The organism is Leisingera sp. CC-HEC093 (assembly GCF_059429195.1).
The window spans coordinates 109,219-128,361 of the sequence record NZ_JCAIJR010000004.1 but is presented as its reverse complement, the minus strand read 5'-3'; the positions used below and the strand labels follow the sequence as shown (position 1 = coordinate 128,361).

General features: G+C 63.1%; 17 protein-coding genes. 9 read left to right on the top strand and 8 right to left on the bottom strand.

Going from position 1 to position 19,143, the window contains the following annotated elements:
* Positions 1-18: 18 nt before the first annotated feature.
* The 5 genes from AC5STB_RS21850 to AC5STB_RS21830 all read right to left on the bottom strand — a co-directional run bounded on the left by AC5STB_RS21850 (position 19) and on the right by AC5STB_RS21830 (position 6,074).
* Complete coding sequence (locus AC5STB_RS21850; RefSeq protein ID WP_495444968.1) at positions 19-2,094, bottom strand: oxidoreductase; 2,076 nt, start codon at positions 2,092-2,094, stop codon at positions 19-21.
* Between the two features lie 75 nt (positions 2,095-2,169).
* Positions 2,170-3,228, bottom strand: coding sequence for an ABC transporter substrate-binding protein (locus AC5STB_RS21845; protein WP_495444967.1), 1,059 nt, complete (start codon positions 3,226-3,228; stop codon positions 2,170-2,172).
* Between the two features lie 19 nt (positions 3,229-3,247).
* The gene (locus AC5STB_RS21840; protein WP_495444966.1) at positions 3,248-4,348 is read right to left on the bottom strand and encodes an ABC transporter ATP-binding protein; all 1,101 of its coding nucleotides are present in this window, start codon (positions 4,346-4,348) and stop codon (positions 3,248-3,250) included.
* Positions 4,349-4,362: 14 nt separating this feature from the next.
* Positions 4,363-5,166 carry an ABC transporter permease gene (locus AC5STB_RS21835; RefSeq protein ID WP_495444965.1) on the bottom strand — a complete coding sequence of 268 codons (804 nt, stop codon included), beginning with the start codon at positions 5,164-5,166 and terminating at the stop codon, positions 4,363-4,365.
* Between the two features lie 44 nt (positions 5,167-5,210).
* Positions 5,211-6,074, bottom strand: a complete 864-nt coding sequence (locus tag AC5STB_RS21830) for an ABC transporter permease (RefSeq protein WP_495444964.1) — start codon at positions 6,072-6,074, stop codon at positions 5,211-5,213.
* Between the two features lie 237 nt (positions 6,075-6,311).
* Between AC5STB_RS21830 and AC5STB_RS21825 the strand changes: the two genes are divergently transcribed.
* Positions 6,312-6,998: a TetR family transcriptional regulator C-terminal domain-containing protein gene (locus tag AC5STB_RS21825; RefSeq protein ID WP_495444963.1), complete on the top strand. Its 687-nt coding sequence runs from the start codon at positions 6,312-6,314 to the stop codon at positions 6,996-6,998.
* On the opposite strand, the gene AC5STB_RS21820 is transcribed toward AC5STB_RS21825, so the two are convergent.
* Both AC5STB_RS21820 and speB read right to left on the bottom strand, forming a co-directional pair.
* Positions 6,987-8,054, bottom strand: coding sequence for an extracellular solute-binding protein (locus AC5STB_RS21820; RefSeq protein WP_495444962.1), 1,068 nt, complete (start codon positions 8,052-8,054; stop codon positions 6,987-6,989). The two genes, AC5STB_RS21825 and AC5STB_RS21820, sit on opposite strands and share 12 nt — an antisense overlap.
* A 43-nt stretch (positions 8,055-8,097) precedes the next feature.
* Positions 8,098-9,069, bottom strand: a complete 972-nt coding sequence (gene speB / locus AC5STB_RS21815) for an agmatinase (protein ID WP_495444971.1) — start codon at positions 9,067-9,069, stop codon at positions 8,098-8,100.
* 98 nt (positions 9,070-9,167) lie between these two features.
* Between speB and AC5STB_RS21810 the strand changes: the two genes are divergently transcribed.
* From AC5STB_RS21810 to AC5STB_RS21800, 3 genes are all read left to right on the top strand, one after another.
* Positions 9,168-9,965, top strand: coding sequence for a helix-turn-helix transcriptional regulator (locus AC5STB_RS21810; RefSeq protein WP_495444961.1), 798 nt, complete (start codon positions 9,168-9,170; stop codon positions 9,963-9,965).
* 194 nt (positions 9,966-10,159) lie between these two features.
* A complete protein-coding gene (locus AC5STB_RS21805; RefSeq protein WP_495444960.1) occupies positions 10,160-10,933 on the top strand; it encodes an inositol monophosphatase family protein in 774 nt (257 codons plus the stop codon).
* Positions 10,934-10,937: 4 nt separating this feature from the next.
* Positions 10,938-12,635 (top strand): Na/Pi cotransporter family protein, encoded by a 1,698-nt coding sequence (locus AC5STB_RS21800; RefSeq protein WP_495444959.1) that lies wholly within the window; start codon positions 10,938-10,940, stop codon positions 12,633-12,635.
* 96 nt (positions 12,636-12,731) lie between these two features.
* Here AC5STB_RS21800 and AC5STB_RS21795 read toward each other — a convergent pair whose 3' ends face one another.
* Positions 12,732-13,535 (bottom strand): helix-turn-helix transcriptional regulator, encoded by an 804-nt coding sequence (locus AC5STB_RS21795; protein WP_495444958.1) that lies wholly within the window; start codon positions 13,533-13,535, stop codon positions 12,732-12,734.
* Between the two features lie 222 nt (positions 13,536-13,757).
* On the opposite strand from AC5STB_RS21795, the gene AC5STB_RS21790 reads away from it, so the two are divergent.
* The 5 genes from AC5STB_RS21790 to AC5STB_RS21770 all read left to right on the top strand — a co-directional run bounded on the left by AC5STB_RS21790 (position 13,758) and on the right by AC5STB_RS21770 (position 19,137).
* The gene (locus tag AC5STB_RS21790; protein ID WP_495444957.1) at positions 13,758-15,320 is read left to right on the top strand and encodes an ABC transporter substrate-binding protein; all 1,563 of its coding nucleotides are present in this window, start codon (positions 13,758-13,760) and stop codon (positions 15,318-15,320) included.
* Between the two features lie 109 nt (positions 15,321-15,429).
* Positions 15,430-16,368, top strand: coding sequence for an ABC transporter permease (locus tag AC5STB_RS21785; protein ID WP_495444956.1), 939 nt, complete (start codon positions 15,430-15,432; stop codon positions 16,366-16,368).
* Positions 16,369-16,382: 14 nt separating this feature from the next.
* Positions 16,383-17,240: an ABC transporter permease gene (locus AC5STB_RS21780; RefSeq protein ID WP_495444955.1), complete on the top strand. Its 858-nt coding sequence runs from the start codon at positions 16,383-16,385 to the stop codon at positions 17,238-17,240.
* Positions 17,237-18,217 (top strand): ABC transporter ATP-binding protein, encoded by a 981-nt coding sequence (locus tag AC5STB_RS21775; protein ID WP_495444954.1) that lies wholly within the window; start codon positions 17,237-17,239, stop codon positions 18,215-18,217. Before AC5STB_RS21780 ends, AC5STB_RS21775 begins: the two co-directional genes overlap by 4 nt.
* Positions 18,214-19,137, top strand: a complete 924-nt coding sequence (locus AC5STB_RS21770; protein ID WP_495444953.1) for an oligopeptide/dipeptide ABC transporter ATP-binding protein — start codon at positions 18,214-18,216, stop codon at positions 19,135-19,137. Before AC5STB_RS21775 ends, AC5STB_RS21770 begins: the two co-directional genes overlap by 4 nt.
* Positions 19,138-19,143 lie beyond the last annotated feature (6 nt).

Sequence of the window (19,143 nt, the reverse complement as noted above, 5' to 3'; positions counted from 1 at the left end):
GCATGTCGTCTTTGGGCATCATGCGCCTCCCATGTCTTCAAGAGAAATCAACTCGCGGCGGAACCAGTCCGCATCGGCAGCAGCCGGGTCGCGTTCGAAATTGCGGGCCGCCAGATGGCCGGCGAAGACCGCATCGGCAATCAGGCCGGGGGCTGCGGCATCACCAATCAGCTCCAGCGTGGTGAAGCGGCGGGCGTGGTTTGCCTTCAGGTCGTCATAAAGCGCGGTGTCGCGCTGGCGGGAGGTCACCATCAGAACGCTGGCGCAGTCCACACGGCGGGTGCGGCTGGTGTAGACACAAGCCAGATCCGCGCCCGCGCCATCCGCGGATTGGAGGGAATGCAGCGCAATGATCTCGACACCCGCCTGAAGGAGTTCCGCCTGCACCCGGTGCTGCTCAAGTGTCAGATCGGTGAACGCGGAGGCAACCGCGCCCGGCGTCGCCAGCACCACCTTGCGGCCCGCGGCGGCCAGGTGACTGGCCAGCACCCCGCCGATGTAGCCCTGATCGTCGTCATAAAGCAGCACCGGGCCATTGTCCGGCGGCAGGGTGCCCGCCATCACATCATCAGGAGTAAGCACGGGCATGTCCTTGATATCCAGGGGCAGCGGCGACGTGCGCCCGCGCCCGTCCCGGTGCCATGTGCTGCCAGTGGCAAGGAAGACGTTGGGGATGGCCAGATCCGCGATCTCTGCCGCGGTGACCGGGCTGCTGGTGAACATCTGCACGTTGCCGCGCTGCTGCAGGTCCCACAGGCGGTTGTCCGCAACCCGTTTCCAGGCTGACAGGCCCTTCAGTCCGCTCTCCTTCAGCACCCGCCCGCCGAATTCCTCTGCTGCCTCAGTCAGGGTTACATGATAGCCGCGCTTGGCCAGCTGCATGGCGCATTCCAGCCCGGCGGGGCCGGAGCCGACCACCAGCGCGGCCTCTTCCTGCCGCCTGGGGGCAATCACCTCCGGGTGCCAATTGCGCCGCCATTCCTCGCCCATCGTGGGGTTCTGGGTGCAGCGGATGGGGACGCCCAGATTGTCAGCTGACACACAGATGTTGCAGCCGATGCATTCGCGGATCTCCTCGATCCGGCCTTCCTCTATCTTCTTGGGCAGGAAGGGGTCAGCGATGGAGGGGCGGGCCGCCCCGATCAGGTCCAGCACGCCTTTGGAGACCAGCGAGGCCATAAGGTCAGGCGAGGTGAAGCGGCCAACGCCCACCACCGGCTTGTTCGTCACCTGCTTTACGAAATCTGTATAGGGGATCTGATAGCCGTCTTCGGGCTGGAAGCGGGTGGTTTGGCTGTCGTTGCTCCAGTCGGCGACATTCACGTCCCAGAGATCCGGCAAGTCCGCCAGCATTTCCACCACGGCGCGGCCTTCCTCGCTGGCCTGCATGCCATCGGCGCCCATCATCTGGTCAACGGCAAAGCGGAAGGCAACAGCGCAGCGGCCGTCCAGCACCTCGCGGGTGTCTTCCAGCAGTTCGCGGGTGAGGCGGACGCGGTTTTCAAGGCTGCCACCGTATTCATCGCTGCGGGTATTGTATTGGGGCAGCAGGAAGTGATGGGCCAGCGTCATCTGGTGGCCCGCGTAGACATAAACGATATCAAAGCCTGCGTCGCGCGCGCGAAGAGCGGCGTCGCGGTGCCAGCGGCGCAGGTCGCGGATGTCCTGCTTGTCCATGGCGCGGGCCTGTTTCGGATAGACCGCGTCAATCGAGCGGTCGCTGACCCCCAGCGCCGGGGCGCGGGTCAGGTGATTGGTGGCGTGGTGGCCGTTATGGGCCAGCTGGATCGCCGCCAGCGAACCCTTGGCGTGGACCTGTTCCGTCATCAGCCGCAAAGCCGGAATGTCGTGCTTGTCCCACAGCCGGTGTTCCGCATAGGGGCCAAGGTCAGAGGTCGGGTGAATCTCGGTCTCCTGGGTCGAAACCACGGACCAGCCGCCCTCGGCTTTCATCGCGCGCACCGCGGCCTCTGCCTGCGGGCGGACATGGCCCAGACCGGTGCAATGCGGCACCTGGAAAAAGCGGTTTCGGGCGGTGACGGGGCCGATCTTCACCGGCTCGAACAGAATGGAATACCCATTTGCGCCTGGCATGCTGGCACATCCTTTTGTGTCTTGGTTATTGGTGTCGGCGATGCGGCGGATGTCAGCGCCCGCCGCGCGCGTGGATCAGAAGCCGGCCTTGATGCGCTCGAATTCCTTCAGCATCCGGCCTTCCAGTTCCGGTTTCACTGCGTCAAAGAACAGGCTGCCTTCAAAGAACTTGTTCACATCGGCAAAGCCGTAAGTCTCGATCAGGCTCTGATCCGCGGATTTGAAAGCCTCCGCATTGGCATGCGCATAGCCCCAGTTCTCGATGATGTATTTGCCGCTGGCCTCAGCACTCAGCGCGTTCAGCATGTCATAGACCTGCTCGTCGCTTTGGGTGGAGGCGTTCAAATGCACATAGCCGCAGACCCAGGTGGCAATACCCTTGTCCACGTCGCGCATCATCTTGGCCGGTGTCTCGTTCCAGATCAGGTTCAGCTCGGACTGGTTCCAGCCCCATCCCATCAGCACCTCGCCGCTGGCGATGGCCTGATCCAGCTGGCCCGCGTCGGACCAGTAGAAGCGTACGTTCGGGTGGATCTGGCGCAGGAAGTCAGAGGCCTTTTGGAACTCCTCATCCGACATGTCGGTGTAGCTGGAAGCGCCGGTCGCCAGCGCCGCCATCGCATAGGCCGAGGAGGCCGCGTCGGGGATGGCGATCTTGCCCTGATAGGCGGGGTCGGCCATCAGCTGCAGGGAGACCGCGCTCTCGTCGATCTGGTCGGTGCGGTAGATCAGCCCGGTGTTGCCCCACTCAAACGGCACCATATAGGTGTTGCCGTCGATGGTGACGCCATCCACATCCTTGATCTGCGGCAGCAGATTGTCCCAGTTGCTGATTTTCGAGGTGTCGATGGGCTTCAGCAGCCCCGCCGCCACCCATTTGCGCAGACCGTCGGTGCAGGGGTGGGCAAGGTCGGCGGCAAAGCCAGACTGCAGCTTGGTGAAGGCCTCCTCGACGCTGCCGAAATAGGTGTAGCTGGGTGCGCCGCCGTATTTGGCGACGTAGTCGCCATAAAATCCCTGATCCTCGTAGCCGGACCAGTCAAAGACCGACAGGCTGGCGGCGTCGGCGGATGCGATGCCCGCCGAGGCGGTCAAGGCCGTGGCCGCGGCCAGTACCGTTGTAAAATGTTTCATTTTCTTCCTCCCTTTATTCTCATGCCTCGCGGGCGCCGAGGTCGATGACGGAGGCGTTCTGCACCCCCAGCCAGACCGGATCGCCCTGCTTGTGATCAACCGTGTGGAAGTAGTTTGGCACCGATACCGCGATGGGCTGCGAGAGCCCCTCGGCGGTGACGTGGTAATGCACGTTCTCGCCATAGAAGGCCGCGTTGGTGACAGTGCCCTGCAGATAGCCGTCATAGCCGTCGGGCTTTTGCGCCGAGATCTCCAGCTGTTCGGGGCGGATCCCCGTCAGCAACTGCTGGCCGCGCCGCACCACGTTGGGGTTCACGTCGATGGCAAGCGGGCCGAAGCCCTGCACCTGGGCGTGCAGTTTGCCGTTCACCTCTCCGGTGACAGCCGCATCCAGGAAATTCATGCCGCCAATGAAGGCCGCGACCTCCTGGCTGCAGGGGCGCGCGTACAAAACCTCCGGCTTGTCGACCTGCTTGAGCTGGCCCTTGAACATCACGCCGATGCGGTCGGACATGGTCATCGCCTCATACTGGTCATGGGTGACCATGACAAAGGTGATGCCGAGCTTCTGCTGCAGGCGCCGCATCTCGAACTGCATTGCCTCGCGCAGGTTCTTGTCGAGCGCTGACAGCGGCTCGTCCAGCAACAGGACCTTGGGCCGCATCACCAGCGCCCGTGCCAGGGCGACCCGCTGGCGCTGGCCGCCCGACAGTTCCGTCGCCTTGCGCGATTGCAACCCGCCCAGTTCCACCATCTCCAGCGCCTCGGCGACGCGGGCGTCTGTTTCGGCCTTGCCCAGCTTCAGCTTGCGCAGGCCAAAGGCAACGTTGTCGCCAACGTTCAGATGCGGGAAGATCGCGTAAGACTGGAACACCATATTGGTGGGCCGTTTGTTCGCCGGAATATGGGCCATGTCCTGACCGCCGATGCGGATGCTGCCGGCGTCGTGGTCCTGGAACCCCGCAATCATCCGCAGCGCGGTGGTCTTGCCGCAGCCGGAAGGGCCGAGCAGGGAAAAGAACTCGCCCTCCCGCAGCGTCAGGTTCAGGTCGCGCACCGCGGTGAAGGTGCCGAACCGCTTATCCACCCCGGAGATTTCGATGATGTTCTGACTGGTCATCTGGCTATCCTTCATCAGGCGGATTTGGCGGAACGGCGGCGGAAGTATTCCGCTGTCAGCAGCAGCATCACCGAGGCGAGCAGCAACAGCGAACCAAGCGCCAGCGTGTTCGGCAGCTTGGCCGGGAAGCGGATCTGGCTCCAGATATAGACCGGCAGAGTGGGCTGGTTGCCGGACAGAAAGAAGGCCAGCACAAATTCATCGAACGAGACGGTGAAGGTGACCAGCAGGCTGGCAACAATCCCCGGCGCCACGACCGGCAGGGTCACCCGGCGGAAGGTGCCAATCACACTTTCACCAAGGTCAAAGGCGGCTTCCTCCAGCGACTGATCGAAGTCGTCAAAAGCCGATTTCATGATCGAGACCGCAAAGGGCAGCGCGACAAACACATGGCCCAGGATCACCGTGGTCAGCGACGGCTTCAGCCCCAGCGAGATGAACAGCACCAGCATCGAAGACGCCACGATGATGCCGGGAATGACCAGGGGCAGCATCACCAGCCCCTCGGAAACCTCCCGCCCCTTGAAACGGTAGCGGACATAGGCGCGGGCGGCGAACAGCCCCAGCGAAGTGGCCACCAGCGCGGTAACGGCGCCGACGATCAGGGAATTGACCATCGCCTGCAAGAGCGTGTCCTGTTCGCCCAGCTGGGCGTACCATTTCAGGGTGAAGCCCTTCATTGGGAAGGCCACAATAGTGCCGTCGTTGAAGGAGAACAGCGGCAGCAGCAGCACCGGCAGATATAGGAAGATCAGGTAGCCGACCGCATAGGCCAACAGCCAGGGGAAACGGAGGGGTTTGCGCCGGGGTTTGCTCAAAGCGGAGCTCAGCGGCTTGTTCAGGGGTTCGTTTGCCGGAGCGCTCAACGGATCCTCCTCCCCAAAGCGGTCGCCAGGATGACGAACAGGATCGCCACGAAGCCGACTGAGGCCATCGCCACCAGCGACAGGGTTGCGCCCAGCGGCCAGTTGTTGGCCGGGCCGAACTGCACCTGGATCAGGTTCGCCACCATCTTGCCCTGCGAGCCGCCGACCAGCGACGGGGTGACGTAGTCGCCGACGGTGGGAATGAAGATGATCAGGCTGGCGGCGATGATGCCGGGCACTGTGAGGGGCAGGGTGACGCGGATGAACCGCTCCAGCTTGGTGAGACCCAGATCTGTGGCGGCCTCCAGCAGCGAGCGGTCGATCTTCTGCAAAGAGACATAGATCGGCAGAATGGCAAAGGGCGCCCAAGCGTGCGCCAGCGTCAGCACCACAGAGAACTCATTATAGAGCAGGAAGGTCAGCGGCTCGGTGATCAGCCCCGTCGAGATCAGCGCTGAGTTCATCACCCCGTTGAAGCCCAGGATCAGTTTCCAGCTGAACACCCGCAGCAGATAGCTGGACCAGAACGGAATGGTGATCAGCAGAAGCCACAGGGTTTTCTTATGGGTGCGGAAGGCGATGAAATAGGCAATCGGATAGGCCAGCGCCACGGTCGCGGCGGTCACCGCCGCGGCAATCAGGATCGAGCGCAGCATCAAGTGGCGCACCAGCGGGTCGGTGGCGGCCTCCAGGTAGTTGGCCCAGGTCAGCGTCTTGTCGATTTCGACATAGGTCTGGGTCCAGAAGCTGTAGGCGACCAGAATGCCCAGCGGCGCGGCCACCAAGAGCCCCACATAGAGCGACGCCGGGGCGCTGAGCGCCAGGCCTTTTCCAGCCTCGGTTCTGAAAAATCCGGCCATGTCTCTCCGTAGCTTGCAGGGTTTGCGGGCGGTCGGCGGCAAAAAAATGGACAATCGTCCACCAAAATCTGACGGCTGGCAGGGGGTTCTGTCAACAGGAATCTGAAAAAATGCACAAACGTCCATTTTAACTGGAGAAACCGCCCGGTCTGTGCCTAAACTGGGCTGGCAGCACTGCTTGCCGCACACGCATGAACCGCGTAACTGCAGTAAAACTGACCAGAACCCAGGGGACAAATGACCGGGAAACGGGAACAGAACCGCGAGCAGAACCGCCAAGCCCTGATCGGGGCGGTGCTGGATTCAGTGGCCGAGAAGGGGATATCGGAAACCTCTGTCAGTGAGATCATCCAGCGCGCCGGCCTGTCGCGCGGCATGATCCACCTGCATTTCGGCGGCAAGGACAACTTGGTACAGGCGGCGGCGCATCATTCGTCAGAGGAGTATTACGACGGGCTGGAAGCGCTTTTGCAGACCGCAGGTGACAGCCCGCAGGAGCGGGTTGAGATGATCGTGCGCGGCGACCTCAGCGAGCGGGTCCTGAACCGGCGCAATGTCAGCATCTGGTATGCCTTCCGCGGCGAGGCCAGGAACCGCAAGGCCGTTGCCGAGTATTCGGACACCCGCGACGGGCGGTTGCGCGGCATGATCCACAATGCCTTTTCACGGATCGTGCGGGAAACCGGTATCCCGGATGCCTCCGGCGTGGCGCGCGATGCTACCCATGGCACCCTGGCGCTGCTCGAAGGCATGTGGACCGACTTCCTGCTGCACCCCGACCGTTTCGACCGGGAGGAAGCCGCACGGATCATTTTCCGGTTTCTGGCGGCGATGTTCCCGGCGCATTTCTCGCTCAAGGGGGCGGTCCGGCCGGAGCAGGAGGCAGGAGCCGCAACCCCAGCCCCCGCAGCGTCAGATACCTGACTTTACCTTGGTCCAGGCGCGGGTGCGCTGACGCAGCGCTTTGGCGCCCAGGCTCTTGTCCGGGAACAAGCGGGCAAGTGTGGCTGCATCCGGGTAAATCCCGGGATCAGACAGCACTTCCGGCAGCACATGGGCATCTGCCGCGGAATTTGCATTGGCAAAGAAGACTGTGTTGGAGACATCGGCAATCACCTCAGGTTGCAGCATGTAGTCGATAAAGGCATAGGCCGCGTCCACATTGGATGCATCTTCCGGGATTGCCATCAGGTCGATCCACATCAGGGTGCCTTCCTTGGGGATCGAATACAGGACTTCGACGCCATTATCCGCATCCATTGCCCGGGCCTGGGCGATGCCCGCGTCGCCGGAATACATCACCGCCATGCAAACATTGCCGGCGGGCAGGTCAGTGGAAGGTTTCTGATTGCTGAAGTAGCTGATGTTCTCTGCCGCCGCGGCCAGCAGCTCCTGCGCCTTGGCGATTTCCGCCTTGTTCTCGGAATACGGATCGGCGCCAAGGTAGTTCAGGGCCACCGACAGCATCTCAACCGGGGAATCCAGCACCCCGATGCCGCAGTCCTTCAGCTTGGCGGCGTTGGCTGGGTCGAACAGCAGGTCCCAGCTGTCCACGGGCATGTCTCCGAGCCGCTCTGCCACCAGCGCCGGGTTGTAAGCAATGCCGATGGTGCCCCAAGTGTATGGGACGCCCAGCTGCCGCCCGCCCGGCACCTTGTCGAGCGAGGCCAGGATTTCAGGCCGCAGGTTGCCGTAATTCTTCAGCCGCGAGGTGTCGACAGGAAGCAGCGCGCCCGCTTGCAGCTGCCGTTCGGCGTTGGAGGCGGCGGGAAACACCACGTCATAGCCAGAACCGCCAGCCAGCATCTTGGTTTCAAGCACCTCGTTGCTATCAAAGTAGTCCAGCGTGACCTTGCTTCCGGTTGCCTCCTCGTAACCGGAAATGGTGGTTTCGCCGAAATAGTCCGCCCAGTTGTAGATCGCCAGATCGCTGGCAGAGGCTGGCGCCGCCAGAGCGGCGGCCAGCAAGGTTGCAGTCATAAGTTTGCTTCTGATCATTTCTTCCTCCCTGTAGCGCGCTGCCTCAGCGCTGGCCGGAGGGTCCGGCAGCGTAGAGGCAGAGCAGATCGTTGGCGATGGTGGCCGCCGCGATGGCGGTGATTTCGGAGATGTCATAGGCCGGGGCGACCTCAACCACGTCCATGCCCACCACGTCAGTGCCAGCCAGCCCGCGGATGATCTCCTGTGCCTGATAGGGTGACAGGCCGCCGATCACCGGGGTGCCGGTGCCGGGGGCAGAACCCGGCTCCAGCGCGTCAATGTCGAAGGTTACATAGGTCTTGTGATCCCCGACGATGCCGCGGATCTTTTCCGCCACCGCCTCCGGGCCCGATTTCTGCACCTCTATCGCATCGATGATGTTCATGCCCATCGTGTCCGGGTTGTGGGTGCGGATGCCGACCTGAACCGAACGCGCAGGGTCCACCAGCCCCTCGCGGATGGCGTGCCACAGCATGGTGCCATGGTCGATGCGGCCGTCCTCATCCGCCCAGGTGTCGGAATGGGCATCGAACTGGATCAGGCTCAGCGGCCCATGTTTTTCCACATGTGCCTGCAGCAGGGGATAGGTGATGAAATGGTCGCCGCCAATCGACAAGAGCGCCGTATCCGTGGCCAGAATACTGCGCGCTGCCTGGGCAATTTCGCCCGGCACCTTATGCGGGTAGCCATAGTCAAACTCGCAATCGCCATAGTCGACCACGCGCAGCGCCTCGTAAGGGTCTTTTTCCCACGGCCAAGGCTTGGACCAGGCAATGTGGCTGGAGCCTGAGCGCACCGCCCGCGGCCCCAGCCGGGTACCGGACCGGCTGGATACCGACAAATCAAACGGCACCCCCATTACCGCAACATCAGCGCCGCTGAGATCGCGGGAATAGCGGCGGCGCATGAAGCTGAGCGCGCCGGCATAGCTGGCCTCTGCCACCACGCCGCGGTCGTTGCTGCGGGTAAAGGCCAGGTCACCCTGCACAGGGTTCACGCTGGAGGAATCAGTCATCTGGGTCTCCGTCATCTTGAACATTCGCTGGGACCCAGTTTGACTTTTGCGTTTATGCCGGCAAACTTGGCCAAAGATATATATCTTTAGGCATAGGCATGAGCGATCCTTCCTTCCCTCGGCTTCCCGATGGCTGGGCCAAGGCAATGACGGCGCTGGCGGACAGCATCGCAACAGAACGCTTTCCCGGCGCGCTGCGTCAGATCCTGTCGCAATGCTGCAGCTTTGATTCCATGGTCATCTCGCACTACGCGGGCGCCCAGCCGCCGGTGCCGCTCTATCAGGATCTGGATGAGTTGCAGGCGGCGATCACGGTGGAGTTCTACGCCAGCGGCCCCTACCTGCTGGACCCGCTTTATCAGGCCTGCCGCAACGGCTGCGCGCCGGGCGCCTACCGGCTGATGGATCTGGCGCCGGAGGCGTTCTATCGCTCCGAATACTACCGCGCCTTCTACCGCAAGATCAGCATCAGCGACGAAATCGGCATTTTGGTGCAGGACGGGGCAGAGCGCTGGTTTATCGTGTCCCTGGCACGCTTTGCCCGCCAGCAGCGGTTTGAAGCCGCGGATACCGGGCGGCTGAACGCGGTGTTTGCGGTAATTGCCGCCGCCATCCGGCGGCAGTGGGGGCAGGCGGAAGACACCGCGGCGGCCCACCAGCCTGCCGACTGGGAGGACCGGATGCAGACCTTTGGCACCGGTGTTCTCAGCCCCCGGGAACGGGAGGTGGTGCAGCTGATCCTGCAGGGCCATTCCACCCCTTCCGCCGCCGCCTATCTCGGCATTGCCGAAGGCACCGTGAAGGTCCACCGCCACCATGCCTATTCCAAGCTTGGCATCGCGTCGCAGGCAGAGCTGTTTTCCATGGCCACCCGGCATCTCGCGGGCGCAGGGTAGGTCTGCACCGGACTTGAGGCACAGGCAAGTATTTCAGTTGAAAAGTCCGGCACTCGGTCATTTTCCAACTTTTTTGTTGACCATTTCCACATTTTCACAAATTTTGGCGCAAGTCAGCAGCGGCGGACCCTTTGCTGACAGCGCCTGTCCGCCGCCGGAAAACATGCCGTTCGCGGCGATAGAAAGCCAGTAAGATGCCCAGTACCGAAAGTTACGCAGAACACGCCGCCCGCATCGCCGGGATCGCCGCGAACACCGCCCTCGGCTTTTTCCGCGGCCGCCTGGGGGTCGAATTCAAAGCTGACGAAAGCCCGGTCACCCAGGTCGACAAGGCCGTTGAGGCAGAGGTGCGCGCTTATCTGGAGCAGCACTTTCCCGATCACGGGATCTATGGCGAGGAACAGGGTTTTGCAGGCGCGGACCGGGAAGAGATCTGGATCGTCGACCCGATCGACGGCACCCGCTCCTTCCTGTCGGGGCATCCGCTGTTCGGTTTTCTGCTCGGTTTCCTGCAGGGCGGTGTGCCGCAACTGGGGGTGATCGGCATGCCCGCGCTGGGAGAAATTTTCCTGGGCCTGCGCGGCCAGGGCGCAACGCTTAACGGCGCGCCCATCCGCGTGTCGGATCAAACCCTGCTGGACCAGGCAGTCCTCTATGTGAATGAAGGCGACAAGATCCACCGCGATCATCCGGACCTGTTCACCCGGCTGATGCAGGCAGGCCAGACCCGCCGTTTCGCTTATGACTGCTACCCGCACGCGCTGCTTGCGGCTGGCCATGTAGACGCGGTGATCGACTATGACCTGCAACCCTACGACTATTTGCCGGTATCAGCGGTTATCGAGGCCGCGGGCGGGGTGATCACCGATTGGCAGGGCAACCCTCTGGGGCTAGACTCGGACGGCCGGGTCATCGCCGCGGCAACACCGCAGCTGCATGCCGGAATGCTGGCGCTGATTAAGGGATAAACCCATGGCAATTCTGACCTTTCTCATCAGCCTGGCAGGCGCGACGATGCTGCTGCTTTACGCAGTGCGGATGGTGCGGACCGGGATCGAGCGCAGCTATGGGGCCTCGTTCCAGCGGCTGCTGACCGGGCGCCAAAGCCATCTGCAGGCGGGGCTGATGGGGCTGAGCCTTGCCATCGTGCTGCAAAGCTCGGCCGCGGTGGCGCTGCTCACCTCCGGCTTTGCCGCCAGCGGCTACCTTGCCTTCCCGACCGGGCTGGCGATTGTGCTTGGCGGCGACCTCGGCTCGGCGCTGATCATCCAGATCCTGTCGTTCAAGCTTGACTGGCTGGTACCGGTGCTCTTGGCGGCGGGCGGCTACCTGTTCGTCAAGACCGAGGCCAAGAAGGCGCGCCAGCTGGGGCGGATCCTGATGGGTATCGCCTTCATCCTGATTTCGCTGCGCTTTCTGCGCGAGGCGATGGACCCGATCCGCGACAGCGCATTCCTGCCCGCGGTCGCAGGCTATCTGGCGCGTGATTACATCACCGCCTTTCTGGTCGGCGGCGCGCTGGCCTTTGTGATGCATTCCAGCGTGGCGGCAATCCTGATGTGTGTCACCCTGGTGCAGATCGGCGCCATTCCCTTTGCCGCCGGGCTGTCGCTGGTCCTGGGCGCGAATTTCGGCTCCGCCTTCATCCCGGTCTGGCTCAGCCGCGGTATGGCGCTGCGGGCGCGGCGCATTCCCTATGCCAACCTGGCCCTGCGCGGCACCTGGGCGGTGATCTGCCTGTTCGGTGCCAATCTGGCGCTGCGCCAGGGCTGGCTGGGCGATCCGCAGGGCGGCCAGATGCTGGTCACAGCGCATCTCGCCTTCAACGCGTCGCTGCTGTTTCTGGCGCTGCCGGTCTGCACCCCGTTGGAAAGGCTGTTTGTCCGCAGCTTCCCCGAACCTGCCCAGCAGGAACCCGCGGCACCGGGCCAACCGGTCAGCGCGCTGGAGCAGGGCAACTACGGCTCTCCTGCCCAGGCGGTGGCCAACCTCAAGCGTGAGCTGTTGCGGATGGCGGATCAGGTCAGCACCATGTTCCGTCCGGTGCTGGACCTTTATCAGGGCGGCAGCAAGGCGCAGATCAAGGCGGTGCAGATGATGGACGGCGAGGTCAATGCCTGCCTCTCTGGCATCCGTCAGTACATTGCCGCAATCCCGGAAGAGACGTTCAGCAAGCCCCAGCTGAAGACTGCCCGCGGGCTGATGGACTACGCCATCCGGCTGGAGACCGCCGGCGATGTGGTGGCGCGCCGCCTGACCGTGCTGGCGGGCGATCTGAACCGGAAGAACCTCAGCTTTTCCCGCGAGGGCTGGCTGGAGATCACCCGCATGCATGAGGCGATCCTGGCCAATATGCAACTGGCCTCCAACGTGCTGATCTCGGATGACCTGGAGAGCGCGCGGCTGCTGAGCCTGGAGAAGACCGAGCTGAAGCGGATGGAGCGCGACAGCCGCAAGCGGCACCTGAGCCGGCTGCAGAACGGCGGGCGGGAGAGTTTCGATACCTCCGACATCCACCTGGAAACCCTGCGCGCCCTGCGCGAGTTCAACAGCCACATCGCCGCCGTCGCCTATCCGGTGCTTTACCAGAACGGACAGCTGCTGGAGACCCGGCTGATCGAGGAGATGCCGGAACAGGATGAGGACGCGCTGGAGGACACAAACCGCTGACATGACGCGACCCAAATTCCTTGACCAAGGAATTTGCCAAAACTTTTGCAGAAAAGTCTTGAGCGCCCCGCAGGGGCACCCTTGGACACGGATTGTTCAAAGCAGCACGCTGCCGGACAAGTCCGGGAAATCCTCCTTGTCCGGCGTCTCCAGATAGTTCCGCACCGTCGGGTCTATCCGGGTGCTGCGCACCGGGTAGACGCCGCAGGCGGCAACTGCCTCGCGCGCCGACACCCTCTCATCCAGCCGTTTCCAAATCGCCTTGGCCGCATAGGGCCGCGGGAAGGGGCGCCAAGCCACCCCCATGGTCATGCCGCGCAGGTATTTCAGCTGCTGCCGGTGCGCCGAGAACAGGATGGTCTGTGCCACGCTGCCCTCATGGGCGCGCTCGTGCTCGGTGATGAACAGCCGGTTGCCGCGCTGGGTCACCATGCCTTCATAGCGCGAGATCTGCCGGATGCTCTGCTCCGGATCATGGGCGATTTCCAGGTTGCGGGACAGGATGAACCCGTCCTTTTCGGTGAAACGGGTCAGCGAGCAGAAAATGCCCTCCCCCCAGGACGGCGTCCGGAAATAGGCGTGATAAAAGCCGAGGTAGCGTTTCAGATTGCGCTGCTGGCCCCGGAAGGGTTCCAGAAAGCTGTCGCTTGGGCCCGGCGGTGTCGTGCGGGCGGCATCGCTGAGCTGGGCCTCGAACTCTGCCTGCGGGGCAAACAGCCGCGCTTCGGGAATATCGAAATAGCGGGCAATGCGGCGCAGGTTGTGCGCTGCGGGCAGGCTGGAGCCGTTGAGGTAGCGGTTGAACTGCTGGCGGTTGATTCCAACCTCGCGGCAGATCTGGGCAATGCTGCCGTGTTCGGCACACAGCGAACGCAGGTTATCAGAAAAGTTTTCAGACACAGCCTGTATTCCTTCGCGAACTGACGCGAGGAGGATGCATCTCGCGCTGCTTCGCGCATGTTTGCACAGTTCCTCAATTCACGAAACAGGCGTTTTCTGGTCCCAAGACGCCTGGGTCTGGGGAACCCGAAACCTGCCGAATGACCTGACGCTCCTGCGCCGCCAGGTGCGGGCAGGCCGGAGGAACACAGGCGGAGCTGAACTGATCCAAGGGAGGACAAAATGAAAATCGAATGGACCAAGGCGCCGGTGGGGCGCCGTAAGTTTCTGAAAGGCGCAACAGCACTGGGAGCGGCGGCCGTGTTGCCCGCGGGCTTCGGCAGCCGTGCCATGGCGGCAGAGGGCGGGACCCTGAGAGTGCGCTCTTACGGCGACATGCAAAGCATCGACCCGGCCTTTTCCAAGGGGGTGATCGACGAGGAAATCCACGCCTCGATCTACAACAAGCTGATCCAGTACAAGCCGGGCCGCGAGTGGGACTGGCAGATGGATGCCGCCGCGATGATCGAGCAGGGTGACGATACCCACATCAAGTTTGCGCTGCGCGACGACATCGGCTTCACCAACGGTTTCGGTGCAATGACCGCCGAAGATGTGAAATTCAGCTTTGAACGGATCGTGGACGAGGCGACCGACAGCCCCAACAAGCCCGACATGGGCCCCCTGAGCCATGTGGAAGTCACCGGCGAGCGCGAAGGCACCATCGTGCTGAAGGAACCCTTTGCACCGCTGTGGTCGATCGCGCTGCCGTACATCACCGGCAATATCGTTTCGAAAAAGGCCTGGGAGGCCGCGGGCGGCAAGGCGACCACCGATCCGCTGGCGGAATCCGGCCCTTACCTGCGAGACAGCTGGTCGCCCAAGGAAAAGACCGTGCTCAAGCGCAACCCGGACTGGAAAGGCGAAGCCCCCGCCTGGGACACCATCGAAATTCTACCGATCGACGACGAAAACACCGCGGAGATCGCATTCGAGGCCGGGGAACTGGACTTTACCCGTGTGTCGCTTGGCTCAGTCGCGCGCTACCGGGACGGTGTGCCGAACGGCGGAGCGCTGCTGGAATACCCGTCGCTGTATTATGCCTGGCTGGGCATGAACCTGGATCACCCCAAGCTGCAGAACAAGAAACTGCGCCAGGCGATCCAGCACGCAATTGACGTGCCCTCAGTTCTTGAGGCTGCCTATTTCGGTGCCGTGGAGCCGTCGACCGGCATCATCGCGCCGGGGCTGGTCGGCAACCGGCCGCAATCGCTGGTGCCGCCGCAGGCAGATTTTGCCAAGGCTGCTGAATTGCTGGCGGAATCCGGTGAAACCAACGTGACGCTGAAGCTCGACACGCTGAACAAGACCACCTTCACCACCGCCGCACAGGTGATCCAGGCGACGCTGGCGCAGATCGGCATCACGGTTGAGGTCAACGTGCTGGAGTCCGGGGCCTTCTGGGCCAGTGCGGACAACGAAGACCTGCAGCTGGTGCTGAACCGCTACTCGATGACCCCGGATCCGTATTACGCCACCTCCTGGTTCATTACTGACCAGATCGGCCACTGGAACTGGGAGCAGTTCAGCAACGAGGAGTTCGACAAGATCCACGCCGAAGCCTCGCAGCTGACCGACCAGGCCAAGCGGGATGAGATGTACCGGCGCGCGCAGGACGTGATGGAGGAGAGCGGCGCCTACCGCTTCCTGACCCATGAGGCGACGCCGGTGGTTCACTCGGCAAGCGTGGTTCCGGCGCTGCGGCCCGATGGGCTGGCACTGCTGCGCTACTTCGGCAAGGCCTGACACTCCCCACAGGCCCGGTCCTCCCCCCGGGCCTGACCTGGCACGGCTGCAAAATGCGGCGCAGCCGTGCCGTTTTTCCGCACAGCGAAAACAAGGGAGCCATGCGGCCATGTTACTTTATGCAACCCGGCGGTTCGCGCTGGCACTGCTGATCCTGATCGTGGCGGTCACCGTCATGTTCCTGATGATCCGCGCCGTGCCCGGCGATCCCGTCCAGATCATGCTGGGCCCGCGCGCCACGCCAGAGCTGCAGGCGCGGCTGACGGCGGAACTGGCACTGGATCAGCCGATCTGGAAACAGCTGCTGATTTTCTATGGCAACCTGATGCAGGGCGACCTGGGGATCGACGTATTCTCCGGCCGGTCGGTGACGGCGATTGTCTTTGAACAGCTGCCGCACACGCTGGCGCTGATCTTTGCTTCGATCCTGTGGTCCGCGCTTCTGGGGATCGGGCTGGGCGCCTATGCCGCCGCTCATCCCAATACGCTGATCGACCGCATCGCGGCCGCCATCTCAGTCAGCTTTGTGGCAGCGCCCGCATTTGTGGTCGCGCTGCTGTCGCTGCTGATCTTTGCTGTGCACTTGCAGTGGTTCCCCGCCATCGGCGCAGGCGAAGGCTTCTGGGGCCGCCTTGACCATTTGGCGCTGCCTGCCTTTGCCATCGGCCTCAGCTGGGTGGGCTACATCGCCCGGCTGGTGCGCGCCTCGATGCTGGAGGTGATGGGCGAAAGCCACATCCGCACCGCCCGCGCCTTTGGCATTCATGAACGCCGTGTGGTTATGGTCTATGCCCTGCGCATCGCCATTCTGCCGGTGGTCACGGTGATCGGCGTCGGCATGGGATTCCTGCTCAGCTCCGCGGTTTTTGCTGAGATTGTCTTTGCCCGCCCGGGGCTGGGCAAGCTGGTGATCGACAGTATTACCACCCGCAATTACCCGATCGTGATGGGATCGGTGCTGATCTCGACCGGCCTGTTTGTGGTGTCCACAGCACTGGCCGATCTGATCAACGCCTGGCTTGATCCCCGCGCCCGCACGGCAGTATAAGGAGGGCGTGAGATATGGCAAAATCCCGTTCCGAACTGGGCCAGATCCTCACCGGCGTCGCCCGCGACCCGCTGGGGCTGATGGGTCTGATCATCGTCGGCACCATCGTGTTCTGCGCCATCTTCGCCTATTGGATCGTGCCCTTCGATCCGATTGGTATGAACATCAAATCACGCCTGCAGGGACCGTCATGGACCCATCTTCTGGGCACCGACCAGCTGGGCCGTGATACATTCTCCCGCGTAATTGCGGGCGGCCAGGTGGCGCTTCAGGTTGCCTTGCCGGCTGTCTTTGGCGCCATGGCCATCGGCCTGACGCTGGGCATGATTGCCGGTTACGGGCCGAAATGGCTCGACAACCTGCTGATGCTCCTTTTTGACACCATCCGCTCCTTCCCGACTGTGATGTTTGCACTGGCGGTGGTGGCACTGGTGGGGCCGAGCCTGCAAACGGTGGTGTTCGTGGTGATGGCGACCTCCATCCCGACCTATGGCCGGGTGGCGCGGACCCAAACGCTGACCTTGCGCAATTCCGAGTTCATCCTGGCCGAACGCTCCATGGGCGCCAGCATGAAGCGCATTCTGGGTGTTCACATGTTGCCCAATATCGTCGGCGTGCTGGCGGTGCTGGCAGCAATGGACATTCCCACCGTGATCGCGCTGGAGGCCGGGCTGTCCTTCCTTGGTCTTGGGGTGAAGCCGCCAACGCCCAGCTGGGGCGCGCTGCTGAAGGACGGATATGCGCTGATCCGCCAGACCCCCTGGCTGGTGGTGGGCGGCGGGCTGCCGATCATCCTGGCAACACTTGGATTCACCTTCCTGGGAGAGTCCCTGCGCGACGTGGTTGACCCGAAACTGAGGAAACAGCGATGACCGATACTTTACTGGAAATCGACCGCCTCAGCGTCGACTATGAGACCGCCCGCGGCGATCTGAAAGCACTGCGCGATATCTCCTTTGACGTCCGTAAGGGCGAGATTGTCGGCATCGTCGGTGAATCGGGATGCGGCAAGTCCACTCTGATCTCCTCGATCCTGCGGCTGACCGCCCCGAACACCCGCTTCCGTCAGGGGGAGGTGCGTTTCAAAGGCGAAGACCTTCTGCAACTGCCGGACCGCAGGATGCGCGACCTGCGCGGTGCCGATATCTCCATCGTGTTCCAGGACCCGATGCAGACCCATAACCCGGTGCTGTCCATCGGCCAGCAGTTGCTGGATATCCAGCACCGCTCCAAGGCAACGAAGGCTGAGAAACGCGCGCGCGCCGCGCAGATGCTGGGGGCCGTCGGCATCCCGGACCCGGAGGCGCGGCTGGACCAGTTCCCGCATGAGTTCTCCGGCGGCATGCGCCAGCGGATTGCCATCGCCATGGCGCTGATGTCTGAGCCGGACCTGCTGATCGCGGATGAGCCGACAACGGCGCTGGATGCAACGCTGGAAGTGCAGATCATTGAACGGCTGCAGGAACTGCAGCAGGAATTCGACTGTGCCATCCTCTTTATCTCGCACCATCTGGGGGTGATTGCAGAACTCTGCGACCGGGTGGTGGTGATGTATGCGGGCGCCGTGGTCGAAAGCGGCGAGGTGCGCGAGATCTTCCACGACCCCAAGCACCCCTATACCCGCCGCCTGATCGACTGCGACCCGGGCCACATCAAGGAGCGCGCGCGCGTTCTGCCAACCATCCCCGGCGAGGTGCCGGATCTGGCCAACCTGCCCGGCGGCTGCATCTTCCGCGACCGCTGCGACCAGGCGATGCCGCGCTGCGCGTCGCAGGTGCCGCCACTGACACAGCTTGAGGACGGCCGCCACGCCGCCTGCTGGCTGAACGAGAAGGAGGCCGCAGAATGAGCCTGCTGGATGTACAGAACCTCAAGACCAGTTATGGCCCGGTCAACGTGCTGGCCGGCGTCAGCTTCACCGTGGAGCCGGGCGAGACCTACGCACTGGTGGGCGAAAGCGGCTCCGGCAAGACCACGGTGATCCGTGCGATTGCCGGGCTGGCCCCGGCGCAGGAGGGATCTGTGAAATTCGAGGACCGGGAGATCCGCGGCGCCTCGGAACGGGAACTGCGCCCCCTGCGCAAGGACATCGCGATGATGTTCCAGGATCCGGTCGGCAGCCTGTCGCCGCGCCTTACGATCCGCAGCCTGATCACCGAACCCTACCGCATCCAAGGCATGAAGGACCGCGACCTGGACGCCGAGGCCAAACGCCTCTTGGAGATGGTGAACCTGCCTGCGCATTTCGCCGACCGTTATCCCTATCAGCTGTCGGGCGGGCAGGCGCGGCGGGTTGGCGTGGCCCGCGCGCTGGCGCTGGAGCCGAAGCTGATCCTGGCGGATGAACCCACTGCGGGGCTGGACGTATCGGTGCAGGGGGAGCTTTTGAACCTGATGAACGATCTGCGCGAACGGCTGGGGCTGGCGATGGTGATCATCACCCACAACCTCAACGTCGTGCGGCACGTGGCCGACCGGATGGGTATCATGTACTTGGGCCGCCTGGTCGAGGAAGGCACGACAGAGGCGATCTTTAAGGAGCCGCGCCATCCCTATACCCGCTGCCTGCTGTCGGCAAACCCGGAACCCGACCCCGACGCCCGGCTGGAGCGCATCGCCCTGAAGGGCGAGCCGCCCAGCCTGCTGAGACGCCCCAAGGGCTGCGAGTTTCGCGAACGCTGCCCCTTCGCGCAGGACATTTGCATTCAAACCCCGCAATGGGAGGTCGAAAACGGCCACGGGCTGCGCTGCTTAGCACCTCTCAGCTGACGGCCT

What these genes read in the sequence shown, in the direction of transcription:
- AC5STB_RS21785 (WP_495444956.1), top strand. Translation starts at nt 15,430, where the DNA reads ATGTTACTTTATGCAACCCGGCGGTTCGCGCTGGCACTGCTGATCCTG.
- AC5STB_RS21810 (WP_495444961.1), top strand. Translation starts at nt 9,168, where the DNA reads ATGAGCGATCCTTCCTTCCCTCGGCTTCCCGATGGCTGGGCCAAGGCA.
- AC5STB_RS21790 (WP_495444957.1), top strand. Translation starts at nt 13,758, where the DNA reads ATGAAAATCGAATGGACCAAGGCGCCGGTGGGGCGCCGTAAGTTTCTG.
- AC5STB_RS21830 (WP_495444964.1), bottom strand. Translation starts at nt 6,074, where the DNA reads ATGGCCGGATTTTTCAGAACCGAGGCTGGAAAAGGCCTGGCGCTCAGC.
- AC5STB_RS21800 (WP_495444959.1), top strand. Translation starts at nt 10,938, where the DNA reads ATGGCAATTCTGACCTTTCTCATCAGCCTGGCAGGCGCGACGATGCTG.
- AC5STB_RS21770 (WP_495444953.1), top strand. Translation starts at nt 18,214, where the DNA reads ATGAGCCTGCTGGATGTACAGAACCTCAAGACCAGTTATGGCCCGGTC.
- AC5STB_RS21780 (WP_495444955.1), top strand. Translation starts at nt 16,383, where the DNA reads ATGGCAAAATCCCGTTCCGAACTGGGCCAGATCCTCACCGGCGTCGCC.
- AC5STB_RS21820 (WP_495444962.1), bottom strand. Translation starts at nt 8,054, where the DNA reads ATGACTGCAACCTTGCTGGCCGCCGCTCTGGCGGCGCCAGCCTCTGCC.
- AC5STB_RS21825 (WP_495444963.1), top strand. Translation starts at nt 6,312, where the DNA reads ATGACCGGGAAACGGGAACAGAACCGCGAGCAGAACCGCCAAGCCCTG.
- AC5STB_RS21845 (WP_495444967.1), bottom strand. Translation starts at nt 3,228, where the DNA reads ATGAAACATTTTACAACGGTACTGGCCGCGGCCACGGCCTTGACCGCC.
- AC5STB_RS21840 (WP_495444966.1), bottom strand. Translation starts at nt 4,348, where the DNA reads ATGACCAGTCAGAACATCATCGAAATCTCCGGGGTGGATAAGCGGTTC.
- speB (WP_495444971.1), bottom strand. Translation starts at nt 9,069, where the DNA reads ATGACTGATTCCTCCAGCGTGAACCCTGTGCAGGGTGACCTGGCCTTT.
- AC5STB_RS21775 (WP_495444954.1), top strand. Translation starts at nt 17,237, where the DNA reads ATGACCGATACTTTACTGGAAATCGACCGCCTCAGCGTCGACTATGAG.
- AC5STB_RS21805 (WP_495444960.1), top strand. Translation starts at nt 10,160, where the DNA reads ATGCCCAGTACCGAAAGTTACGCAGAACACGCCGCCCGCATCGCCGGG.
- AC5STB_RS21850 (WP_495444968.1), bottom strand. Translation starts at nt 2,094, where the DNA reads ATGCCAGGCGCAAATGGGTATTCCATTCTGTTCGAGCCGGTGAAGATC.